Source organism: Methylovulum miyakonense HT12, from assembly GCF_000384075.1.
In the GTDB taxonomy this organism is placed as follows: domain Bacteria; phylum Pseudomonadota; class Gammaproteobacteria; order Methylococcales; family Methylomonadaceae; genus Methylovulum; species Methylovulum miyakonense.
The window spans coordinates 785,457-797,092 of record NZ_KB913025.1 but is presented as its reverse complement, the minus strand read 5'-3'; the positions used below and the strand labels follow the sequence as shown (position 1 = coordinate 797,092).

The window sequence follows — 11,636 nt, the reverse complement described above, 5'->3', positions numbered from 1 at the left end:
TTATTTACCTGCCCTGTCTTCAAGTTGCCTAATCAATTTACCCAATTCGGTGCTATCCAGTAAACGTACTTTGGATTGTCTGGCAAGTTCGATGGCATTGGGGGTGTAATTGCCTGTGGTAATCACCCATGCGCTGTGACATTGATAATAGGCCATACCTGATAACGCTTCTTGCACGGCGGCTACACCGACACTACCGCGATAGCATTTGGCCTGTACGGCGATGCGCTCGCCTTGTCGGGTCAGTAGCAAATCTGCCCCGTAATCGCCGGACGTAGGGGTTAGCTGGACATGGTAGCCATGTGCGCGGAATAATCCGGCTAGATAGTTTTCAAACTCTGTACCGCTGAGTTGATTCAGTTCGGCGGCTTGCCGTTTGCCGTATTCGTGTTGCCAATATTCCTGTTCGCGTTGTTTTTGGCTTAGGGTGTGGTGTTGGGTTTTGGCAAAGTCTAAGCTATTTTGCAGGTGGCGGGTTCGCGCATCTGGTTGGCGTGGTTGTGGTTCGGCAATAGGCGGGGTTGACGGGGTATCGTCAAATACGCGCTTGAAGAGGGAAAAAATACCGAACATGGGTTACCTGATTTGACCGGAAATTTTTAGGGGATTTGTCTGGCAATGTAGACAAGTGCTAAACAGTTGGCTTTACAATCGACGGAAACGGTTTAAGCCTAACACCTGTGTAGGATAGCGTCAAATGGGAGCATTTTTTATGTCGTCAGTAGGACAGCCCATCATTGCAGCTCTAGCCCTTACCCGTGCCAGTTCGGCTAACAGTTCTTCATCAGACATTTTTCTTAATTCTGCCATGTATGGATTTAATTTTAATTGGGACTTTTCAAGCTTGTCGATTCGGGTCTTTAAGGCCATTGGTAGTTTTCCCTTAGCACATCCAGCATTGTCCGGCATTTGCCTAGGCTTTGTCTGAACGCCGCCGCTCGGCGGTTGTTAAATGCGGTGAGGGTTTCGCCAGGAAGGCGGATAGGTTCGCCGTTGGCTTTGGCGGCCTCGCGTTGTTCCAGCTTGATGATACGGTTTTTTAACACCATCAGTTATTCCCACGCTGTCCCGACAAACTGCACCAGGAAGGTTTGCACGGGATGTACGTTGGGATGCCCGGCTTGCCAGCGTTTACAGGCTTCGTCCGCGCTTTCGCCCAGTTTGCTGATGATGACGGCAACCTCGCCATACGTCCCCCGCGCTTCCAGTTTGTTTAGCCGCTGTCTGATGTTCATGTCCCGCCCCATCCTGAGAGCAGGCCGTTTTTGATGCTCATGGTTTTGACTCCAAGGCTTCAATGCGTCGGGTCAGTTCGTCAACCTCGATAATTTTGGCCTGTGCCGCCAGGGCGGTGATTAATTGGCTGCCCATGTCCGGCGGTATCTGCCCCGCCAGCGTGGCCTTGATGATTTCGCCGCCTTGTTCGGACAATGTGCCATTGACGGGGACGTTAATCGGCATGGCTTGGGGTTTAAGCGTCGGGCAAACCCTGTCCAGCAACACCTTGGCGGCTTGCACATCGCCAGCTTTTGCCAATTCCACCAATTTGCCGATAATGTCGGGCATGTCGTCAACAATAGATTTCCTAAATAGGGTGGCGGGGGTTTTGTCCTTGGGGCGGCCTTTGGGATTTCCAGATTGTCCAGGCTTAAATTTAGGTGTGGGCATCTTGTTTGCTTTCTGCTTTTATCAGTCCATTTAAGGCATTTAACATATTAAACAAATGATTCAATCATCATGCGCTTAACTTGTCGGGTGAGCGGTGCAAAGCTATCAAACCTCTCGCCATCGGACTTAATAGCCTGTTCAATCCATGCCCGAACAGCCGCGTTATCAGTCAAGCCATATTTACGCTGTAACGCTTTCACTAAATAACCTTCAAGCATCACTGTGGTACGCTTGGGTTGCCCTTGGTGGCTAAAGGTGACGGCAAAGTGTATTTGTTTAAAATCATAAACAGGGCTGTCTAGGTCATCATCCTGATTAACAATTTCCTGTTTAACATCTTGAACAAGGCTGTCCGGTGAACTTTGTTTAATATTTTGAACAATGGCATCGTCTAGGGATTCAACAGGTTCTTTATGTACGCTATCGACTTGTTTAATATCTTGAACAGGGTTTAAGTGTTCAACATGCCAGCGGTAAATTGCCAACTTGACATCATCGGGTAATTTTTTGGCTTTGCTGTTCATGCCCAAAGCCGCTTTAGCTTGCGCCACCAGTTCAGCAATTTTATTATGGCTTCGCGGTGAACAGCCGTAAAGGGCTGCTATGGCATCACCGAGTTTACTTGTTCCATCGTATTGCATGGCGCACCTGTTTAATATTTTAAATGACTCCTATTTTATCGCATTTAACATATTAAACAAAACACTACATCATCCACTAGACAGTTTTACCCAATCGGTGGGCGTGTTTGCATAATAATGCACCAACACCTAAAGACCGCCGACTTAAAAAACCGCTAACGAATGTGGCCTAAATAAACGGGTAGGTATGGTTATAGTAGGTGTGTATCAAATTGTGGTACGCAAGGTTTCTGTAACCCCTTGATTTTTTCACTTTGCGTGTCACTTTTTGAGACACAAACCAGATTCAATATATTTTGTGTCTTAAAATGAAGCACACAAATCGGATTTGTGTACCTCATTTTGATACGGTTGCTTCAATTTTTGGGTTGCCATTTTTCCCAATCGTGGGTGGGTTTACAGCCTAAATAAGGCATCCACGTCAACCGCCATTCCCTTGTTTTACTGCCCGTTCTGCTGTTGAACAGGGATTCAGCATCACACACAATAAAGCCGCGTTCGTGCAGGATTTTGAACGCTTTGGTGGCGGTGTTTGGCGCACAGCCAATTTTGGCGGCGGCTTCACGGACTCCATAAGCAACCGCCCTCTCATTTCGCCATTGCATTTGGAGCAAGTCCATTAGCACCTTCGCGTCGGCAGGCATGGTTTCGTAAACAGGCTGTTCACGCATCCCCCTTGAGACGGCTAAAACACCGCCTCTCTGGTCAAATGGCAGATTTGACTTTTTCCGCTTTGACATGGTTGCCCCGTTAAAAGGGCAATAGCAATGCTAGCCAATCAGATAAGCCGATTAAAATGGGTTTCACATGCCCAGTTATTCGGGTAATATGGCTTTGCAGTTTTTTGAAAATGGCCTGTCTGGTGTTGGCGCACCGAGCAGGTTTTTTATTGGTCGCCATGTTGCCCCCTAATCCCTAAATTTTCAGGGGGAAAGCCATTTTTCTCGAAAATATCTGCTTGCGCCGATTGGTGCATACATTTTACAAGTCGATAAAACGCAACTTTTCCAAATCCTTGCCTGCGATAACTCAATATGGGCAATTCAAATTCCTTTTTCAATCGGTGAATGGTCGCGCCAAGCCGCCAACCACCAGCGTCCAAAGTTTGTTCTAGCGTACTGAGTTCTTCGCCAGCTTCTAAACGTTGCCTGACTTCGTGGAGTGACCATGCTGCCCTGTTGGATAAGCCGCCCATTTATTTGACCCCTTTACTGCTTTGGGATTCTAACCAACTAAAATAAGCGGCCTCCTTTATCAAAATGCGCCGCCCGTTGCGGACAATTGCGCCCGACTTGGCGAGTTCGTTAGTTTCGGCGTGGAAGATTTGATGACGTAATCCGCCAACTGTGAAAGCGGGGTGACGTTTTGTGAATTGTTGGACGGTTGAATAAATCCATGCGGTTTGCACGGCTTCGGTTTGCTGCTCTACTGACATAATTACCTTTAATTGAAAAGTACCGTCACGTTTTGTCACGGATTGTCGGCAATTATTCAGGTGTGGCGGGTGGTAATACGAAGTAGTAAAAGGTGGTAATTGTTGGTTTTATTGTTTTCCGCGTTTTGCAAAACTGGCATGGTTTGCCATCTTGAATAAGTCTAATTTACGGCCTTTTTTCCAAGCCGTACTAAAGCTACTCTCTTTATCGAAAAGCAAAGGGTAATCTAATCTACAAATATTTTCGATAGTTCCTTGTTCGCCGTCCGGTATTCTCATCGGTTCAAATTTTTTGATTTTAATAACTTCCAGAATGGCCTTGTGCTGTTTTTCAAGCTTAAGAAGGTTTGTGTCATTCTGCCAATCTGTTTCTATATCGCCTTGCCTATCCGCGCTATCATCCTTGCCTACAGTTACAGCGTCAGCATTAGTTTCCGTTTTGCCAAACTTCGCCTGGTTTATAACTTGCTCCTCTATCGCTTGCCACATGCCAAACGGTGTATCGTCCTTGCCTAAAAAACCAACTAAGTCAACCAAGCTCCATTTTGGAGAATGGTTATCTAGTTCCTGTTCAAGTCCCTGTATTTTTTGGGAAAGTTCCCTATCTATTTTTTCACCATTATATTTGGCATCGTATGGCTTATTCGCCGCGTACCTGTCATCAGGCCACCTAATAGGGTCTATTCCGTATATCAATTTTGCGGCTTGAATTGGTGTTATATTGCTTAAGCCTTTCCAGTAATCCCAGTCTATTGGTGAGCCATTGGTTATAGATTCCCTCCACTTTGTCACGCCGTTAGCTGCTGCATTTGAAACGGGCAGGCTGTTATATTCCCGTTTCAAATATCGCGTATCTTCCGTATTCATTATTGGGTTAAAACACAATTCGATAGGCTCTGTAATTGGCTCGTCTGTAATTTCATCCTTTCCATGCCTAGTAAATATTTCAGGTGACCATTCAAACCAGTTGTTAAATTCATCAAGCCAGACATAGGCTTTCAGTGGCTTGATTATTTCTATAGAACGTTTGCGCCATTCTGTTTTTGGCTGTCCTTTAACTTCGTTCTGAAGTTTTTCAATTAGATTGTTAATTTCATACCATTGTGCAGAAGGGATTGATGACGGCGTATTGTTGGTGTCTAAGTTGAAAGCTGTCGGAAAAGGTGTAGTGCCATCATGATAAGGCTTTACCAACCTATAAATGAGCATATCTGGCGATAATGCCCAACCTGTTACAAAGGGCAGAACCCATATTGGCAAAGCATCACGGCCTTCAATCTTAACAACGACATTCATCACACACCGCCAAATATTTTTTGGTTCATGCTGGCAACCACGTTGCTTACATGCCCGTCCGACAAATGGGCGTAACGCTTTACCATGTTTAATGTTTTGTGTCCTAACACTTCGGCTATTTCAGCCAAGCTCGCGCCGTTCATGGCTAGATAAGATGCTGTGCAGTGCCGTAAATCATGCCATTTTAGGTCATTTATGTCTGCACGCTCTAGGGCATATTCAAAGGCGCTTCTTAAATTAATGGGTTTCTGTGGGTTGTTCTTACTGGGAAAAAGTAAATCGGTATCAAGCCGCCTAATCTTGCTGTGTTCCCGTAACAGCTCCAAGCCATGCCCAGCCAAGGGAACGCGCCGCCGTGTGCCGTTTTTGGTTTTGTGCAGGATTAAAAAGCCGTCCTTTAAATTAACGTCCTGCCACTTCAAGCCCATTAATTCAGCTTGTCTCATGCCGCTGGATAAGGCCAGAATGACGCACAAATAAAGCCAGTCGTTTGAGGATTCCTTACAGGCGGTTAATAGTTTGGCGCGTTCGTCATCATCCAGGAATCGGACACGTCCATCGGGTTCAGTTGGTTTTTTTACCTTTTTTACCGGATTGTCATGTACCCATTGCCATTCATTCACGGCAACGGTGAAGGCGTGGGATAACGCCGCCATGTATCGAACAACGGTGGCAGGTGCGCGGCTTTCACCTAATGATTCCCGGCATTCCACAATTAAAGGCGGTGTAATATCGGCAAGCAAATAAACGCCTATTTTATCCTTCCACCAAGTCAGCTTGCTTTTACGCTCGGCTTGCTCTTTTTCGTTGTAGTTGGGCAGTTCGGCCTTGATGTACCTATCGGCTAAATCGGCGAATGTGTGTTTTTTAGCCTCAACGGTTTTGAAGTGTCGGCCTTCCCTGATTGCGCTCTCAGTATTTTGAATCCACTTTGAAGCATCGGTTTTACGTTTAAAGGTTGCTGTTTGTGTAGGACAGCCTTTTAACCGAACTTCCGCCCTATAGCGTTTAGTTCCATCTTTAGCTGTGCGTTCTGTGATGGTTGCCATAATTGCCCCTATGGGATAGCAACTGGCTTTGGTATGATGTATCAGCCATTGCTTAACCCTGTCTGTTAAGTAATCGGTAAGGCCTTGTTGGTGGTGGTACACCCTCAAGGCCGCTTTGTTTCTAGGGTTGTATTATAATGCTGTGGCGCACTTTTGGCGCAATTGAATATAAAAAATGGTGATAAATGGCAATAATTGACAACAAAGCAAAGCATTCAACATATTGATTTTAATGTTATTATTTGTTGCTGCTTGTTATGGTTTTTTGATTAAATCGGATTCAAAATCCGGTGATGGTGACATCGTGCCGGTTCGATTCCGGCCCTCGGTACCAAAGAATATAAAAGGCTTTACAAGAAATTGTAAGGCCTTTTTTATTGCCTGCGATATTCTAATCACCCCAACCCCGTCATCAGGAATAGGCAATGGCCGAGCAACAAAAGTCCCCTGCTATCAATCCCGTGCATCCGGCTATCGAAAGCTACATGCGCCGTCTTGTGCAAGCCACCGACCATCCCGTGCTGGCCGACATGGAGGCGTTAGCGGAAAAAAACAACTTCCCCATCGTAGGCCGCTTAGTCGGCACGTTTCTGGAAACCTTGGCAAAAATGGCCAACGCCCAACGCGTGTTTGAATTTGGCAGCGGCTTTGGCTATTCGGCTTACTGGTTTGCCAAAGCGGTGGGCGGGCAAGGCCAGGTCATTTGTACTGAAGCCGATTTCCTAAACCAAGAAAAAGCCAAAAACTACCTGTCCGCCGCCAATTTATGGGATAGGGTCGATTTTCAAGTCGGCATGGCGCAGGAGGTGTTCGCCCGGACAGAAGGCGTGTTTGACATTTGCTATAACGATGTCGATAAAGGCGATTACCCGGACATCTGGCGCATGGCGAAAGGGCGTATCCGCCCTGGCGGCCTGTATATCGCCGACAATGTCTTATGGAAGGGCAGGGTGGCCGTCGAAAATTACACCGAAGCATTTAGCGGCTGGACAGAAGCCATCAAAGAGCATAACGAATTGGTTTTCAATGACCCGGAATTTGATGCGTTTATCAACCCGACCCGTGATGGGGTGGTGGTGGCGCGGCGGAAAATGCCGTGAGCCAATGGCTTATCCGGTGTGGCCCGCCTTTTGGCTAACGCTTTAAGCAATGGCCTTTTTGCGCGCAAGCCACACGCTATTTTTGTCAATATGTGACAAAAATAGTCAATCAATCCCTTCCTGATGCCCTTTAAAATCCTGTAAAAACCACTATCCTGTTTTAGGTTTGATAGGATAGTGGTTTTTCCTCCATCACGTGTCCGGCCAATTTTTCAATAACCCTTGTTAAATCGGGTAATGGCGGATTTACAGGCCGGGGAAAGAAAAAAAGCGGATGTATCGCTAAAATAGGTCTAAATATTGCTTAACTCGATCACGGCATATAAGTTTAGGGCTTTGCTGTAATTTGTTGATGGTAAACGGCTTAAAGTTTTTTGTTATCCCACACTTACATAAACTCTAATCCATTAGCGTTAATCATATAAATGATGTGAAAGCAAAGATATTTAATTTTTCACAAGCATTTAAGATTTTCATATTAAACTCTAATAGCACAAGATAACCTCCGGTCTGATTCACTATTTTCACAATTAAAGAGAACAACTATGGCTACTTATAAATTTTCTACTGCACCTGCAAGCATTGTGTTTACTACCAGCGATTTTTTGATTTTTGATGTTTCAACAGTCAGTGCGTCATCAATCACTATTACAGGAACTGTAAACATTGCAATTAGTGATGGCAGTAAAACCGTTACTTTAACTGGATTCAACCTAGATAATGTTTCCAGCGCGAATTTTATCTTTGCCGATGGCAGCAAATTACAAATTGGTGATGACCTGACAACCACTGCCAATGATGGCTTGGCAAATTCCTTTATAAGCACTGACTCTAATGACTATTTTGATGGCCGCGGAGGTAATGACACGGTTTCGTATGCAACAGCAACGTCCGCTGTCACCGTAGACTTAACTGTAGCTACTGCCCAAAACACTGGCGGCGGCGGTACTGATAAGTTAATCAGTGTCGAAAATATCACCGGGTCATCTTACAACGATACCTTAACAGGCAACACATCAAACAATTATCTGGATGGCGGAGCGGGTGTTGACGCTATGACGGGTGGTGCTGGCAATGATACCTATATAGTCAATGCCAGTGATACAGTGACTGAAAATGCTAGTGAAGGTACGGATACCGTGATTAGCAGCGTCGATTATGTGTTGGGCGTTAATGTCGAAAATTTGACGCTAGCCGCAGGTGCGGTTTCAGGTACGGGCAATGGGGTTGCCAACATCATTATTGGTAACAGCCTTAATAACATTCTCACAGGTGGTGCTGGGACTGGAAATGACAACCTCCAGGGCGGTGCAGGCGATGACACCTATTTTGTAAGCAAAACAACGGATGTGGTCAATGAAACGGCTGCCGGTAGCGCGGGCATCGATCTCGTAGTATCCAGTGCCACTTACACATTAAGCACTAACGTTGATAATTTACGTCTGACCGCCGGCAACATTAATGGTACGGGCAACGCTTTAAACAATATTATCTATGCGGGTAGTGGTAACAATACCTTAGATGGTGCCGGTAATACAGGTGTTGGGGGGGCGGATACGCTTTCATACCAATACGGCGTTAGTTCAACCACGGGTGTGACTGTAAGCCTTGCGCTTGCCACGTCGCAAGCCACTGGCGGTTCGGGTTCAGATACTATCTCTAATTTTGAAAATTTGACAGGAAGTAATTACAGCGATGTTTTGACTGGTAACGCTGGGGTTAACGTCATCACGGGTGGTTATGGTAACGATAGTCTTAATGGAGGTACAGGCGGTGCCGATACCTTGGTGGGTGGGTTTGGTGATGATACCTACACATTGGTCGACGCTACCACAGACGTTATCACCGAGTTGGCTTTGCAAGGTACTGATACGGTTACCTCTGCTTTGGTGAATGTTGATATTAGCGCCATCGCTAATGTAGAAAATGTCTCCTTGACAGGAGCACTAACACTGAGCGGAACTGGTAACGCCTCTGACAACACTATCACAGGTAACAGTGCCGCCAATACCCTGACCGGCAATGCTGGCAACGATACGCTGATCGACGGTAACAGCGAAGGTACGACTGATACGTTAGTTGGTGGCTTAGGTGACGACACTTATCAAGTCAACTCATCAACAGATGTGGTGACCGAAGCCGCCTCCCAGGGTACGGACACTGTCATATCGACAGCGACGTTTGATTTAAGTGTTGCTGCAAGCGTTGGTGTTGAAAAGCTGACCCTGAGTGGCGCATCAGCGGTCAATGGCACAGGTAACGCCCTTGACAATACCATTACGGGTAACGGCGTTGCCAATAGCCTCACTGGCAATGCAGGTAACGATAAGCTTGATGGTCAAGGCGGCGGAGATACGTTAGATGGCGGCCTAGGTATTGATACCATGCTTGGCGGTGATGGTGATGATACCTATGTGGTTGACAATGCCTCAGATACTGTCACCGAACTAGCTGGCCAAGGCACAGATACTGTCCGGTCTTCAATCGCAGGGGTTAGCGGCTATACATTAACGGCTGAAGTTGAAAATCTAATACTGATTGGTTCCGCAGTTGTCGGGACAGGTAATGCGGCTGACAATACCTTGACTGCCAATGTGACCTTAGCTAGTACCTTAAACGGCGGCGCAGGCAATGACACGCTAAATGGCCTCGCTGGCGCGGACAAGCTTGATGGTGGTGTTGGTGCAGATATTATGAGTGGCGGGGATGGCAACGATACCTATATTGTTGACACCACCAACACCTTGGCTACTAATGGTGACCAGATCACTGACGGGGGTACAGGCATAGACCTCGTCCAGTCTAGCGTCACTTACACAATCTTCGATACGGATGTAGAAAACCTGACATTGACGGGTTCAACTAACATCAATGCTACAGGTAACGCTTCAGTCAATACCATCACGGGCAATACGGGCAACAACATTATTGATGGTCTCGGTGGTGCGGACATTATGAGTGGCGGGGCTGGCAATGACACTTATGTCGTTGACACCACCAACACCTTGGCGACTAACGGTGACCAAATCACTGAAAATGCAGGCGCAGGCACCGATCTTGTCCAGTCTAGCGTCACTTATACGATCTTTGATGTAGATGTGGAAAACCTGACATTGACGGGTTCTGGTGTGATCAACGCGACGGGTAACGCATCAGTAAACACACTGACAGGCAATGGTGCTAACAACATCCTTAATGGTTTGGGCGGTGCAGATACCATGGTAGGTGGTGACGGTAATGACACTTATGTTGTTGACAATGTAGGCGATAAAGTTACGGAAAGCCCAAGCCAAGGCACGGATCTTGTCCAATCTAGCGTGACTTACACGATTACAAACATAAATGTAGAAAACCTGACATTGACGGGTTCAGGTGTGATCAACGCGACGGGTAACGGATCGGTTAATACCATCATAGGCAATACGGCCGCTAACTTGATTGATGGTAAAGCTGGAGCTGATATTATGAGCGGAGGGGATGGTAATGACACCTATGTTGTTGATACCACCAACACCACGGCTACTAACGGTGACCAGATCACTGACGGAGGCACGGGCACTGACCTTGTCCAGTCTAGCGTCACTTACACGATCTTCGATACGGCTGTGGAAAACTTGACATTGACGGGTTCCGGTGTGATCAATGGTACGGGCAACGTTTCAGCCAATATCATCACAGGTAATGCTAAAAATAACGTTCTGGATGATGGTGGAGCTGGTGCGGCAGATACCCTGATCGGTGGTGTGGGCGATGACACTTACAATGTTAACAATTCAGGCGATACCGTTACAGAAAGTGCTTCACAAGGCACAGACACCGTTGTTGCAAGTGTTAGCTACACCTTAACGGATGTGGATGTTGAAAACTTAACCTTGAGCGGTACAGCAACAACAGGTATCGGAAATGCATCCGCCAACACCCTGACCAGTACAGGTAGTGCCAACTCCTTAAGCGGGCTTGCCGGAATTGATACGTTGGTTGGAGCGGCTGGTGCCGACACCTTAATTGGAGGGTTGGGCAAAGATACATTAACTGGAAATGCCGGAAACGATATATTCCAGTTTGCAACCACGTCAACTACCAACACAACAACACATGTCACAACCGTAACATCAAATGATACAACATTGGGCGCATCTGATGTTATAACCGACTTTACGCAAAGTTCGGATGTCATTAATTTACATCAAATATTTGATGATACTGGTGCAGGTTCTGGATCAGGTGTTGTTTTAACCTCATTTACCGGAACAGGGGCAAAAGAAGTCGTGTATGAAGCGTCAGGAAGTGACACGGTAGTCTTAGGTGACATCGGCGGTGATGGTGTGGCTGATTTTGAAATTATCTTAACTGGCTTCTCTAGCCCAATGGCAGGAACGGATTTTGTGTTCTAGTTATAACGCTTTAGTTTAGCGCCGAAATAAAACCCTCATTCGTCCGGGTGAGG

The 11,636-nt window shown here is 46.4% G+C and carries 13 protein-coding genes; 2 read left to right on the top strand and 11 right to left on the bottom strand.

Translation table 11 applies throughout. The annotated features are described in order from the left end of the window. From METMI_RS25265 to METMI_RS0104125, 11 genes are all read right to left on the bottom strand, one after another. Positions 1-573 (bottom strand): restriction endonuclease, encoded by a 573-nt coding sequence (locus METMI_RS25265; RefSeq protein WP_019864990.1) that lies wholly within the window; start codon positions 571-573, stop codon positions 1-3. Between the two features lie 120 nt (positions 574-693). Continuing rightward, positions 694-870 (bottom strand): hypothetical protein, encoded by a 177-nt coding sequence (locus tag METMI_RS26720; protein WP_019864989.1) that lies wholly within the window; start codon positions 868-870, stop codon positions 694-696. Further along, positions 861-1,049, bottom strand: a complete 189-nt coding sequence (locus tag METMI_RS0104175) for a hypothetical protein (RefSeq protein ID WP_019864988.1) — start codon at positions 1,047-1,049, stop codon at positions 861-863. The genes METMI_RS26720 and METMI_RS0104175 overlap by 10 nt, the downstream gene beginning before the upstream one ends. Before the next feature lie 3 nt (positions 1,050-1,052). Beyond that, positions 1,053-1,235: a hypothetical protein gene (locus tag METMI_RS0104170; protein ID WP_019864987.1), complete on the bottom strand. Its 183-nt coding sequence runs from the start codon at positions 1,233-1,235 to the stop codon at positions 1,053-1,055. 37 nt (positions 1,236-1,272) lie between these two features. After that, complete coding sequence (locus tag METMI_RS0104165) at positions 1,273-1,668, bottom strand: DUF5681 domain-containing protein (RefSeq protein ID WP_019864986.1); 396 nt, start codon at positions 1,666-1,668, stop codon at positions 1,273-1,275. Between the two features lie 47 nt (positions 1,669-1,715). Beyond that, the gene (locus tag METMI_RS0104160; protein WP_019864985.1) at positions 1,716-2,309 is read right to left on the bottom strand and encodes a hypothetical protein; all 594 of its coding nucleotides are present in this window, start codon (positions 2,307-2,309) and stop codon (positions 1,716-1,718) included. 356 nt (positions 2,310-2,665) lie between these two features. Further along, entirely contained in the window at positions 2,666-3,049 is a 384-nt protein-coding gene (locus METMI_RS0104150) for a GntR family transcriptional regulator (RefSeq protein WP_156829762.1), read from the bottom strand. Positions 3,050-3,195: 146 nt separating this feature from the next. Beyond that, on the bottom strand, positions 3,196-3,504 hold the full coding sequence (locus METMI_RS0104140) for a hypothetical protein (protein ID WP_019864981.1): 309 nt from the start codon (positions 3,502-3,504) through the stop codon (positions 3,196-3,198). Further along, positions 3,505-3,744, bottom strand: coding sequence for a hypothetical protein (locus tag METMI_RS0104135; protein ID WP_019864979.1), 240 nt, complete (start codon positions 3,742-3,744; stop codon positions 3,505-3,507). A 108-nt stretch (positions 3,745-3,852) separates the two neighbouring features. Next, positions 3,853-5,040: a hypothetical protein gene (locus tag METMI_RS0104130; RefSeq protein WP_019864978.1), complete on the bottom strand. Its 1,188-nt coding sequence runs from the start codon at positions 5,038-5,040 to the stop codon at positions 3,853-3,855. Continuing rightward, entirely contained in the window at positions 5,040-6,089 is a 1,050-nt protein-coding gene (locus METMI_RS0104125) for a tyrosine-type recombinase/integrase (protein WP_029151477.1), read from the bottom strand. Before METMI_RS0104125 ends, METMI_RS0104130 begins: the two co-directional genes overlap by 1 nt. A 425-nt stretch (positions 6,090-6,514) precedes the next feature. Here METMI_RS0104125 and METMI_RS0104120 point away from each other — a divergent pair, with 425 nt between their 5' ends. Further along, positions 6,515-7,189, top strand: a complete 675-nt coding sequence (locus tag METMI_RS0104120; RefSeq protein WP_019864976.1) for an O-methyltransferase — start codon at positions 6,515-6,517, stop codon at positions 7,187-7,189. A 545-nt stretch (positions 7,190-7,734) separates the two neighbouring features. Next, the gene (locus METMI_RS26715) at positions 7,735-11,583 is read left to right on the top strand and encodes a beta strand repeat-containing protein (RefSeq protein WP_019864975.1); all 3,849 of its coding nucleotides are present in this window, start codon (positions 7,735-7,737) and stop codon (positions 11,581-11,583) included. Positions 11,584-11,636: the final 53 nt, after the last annotated feature.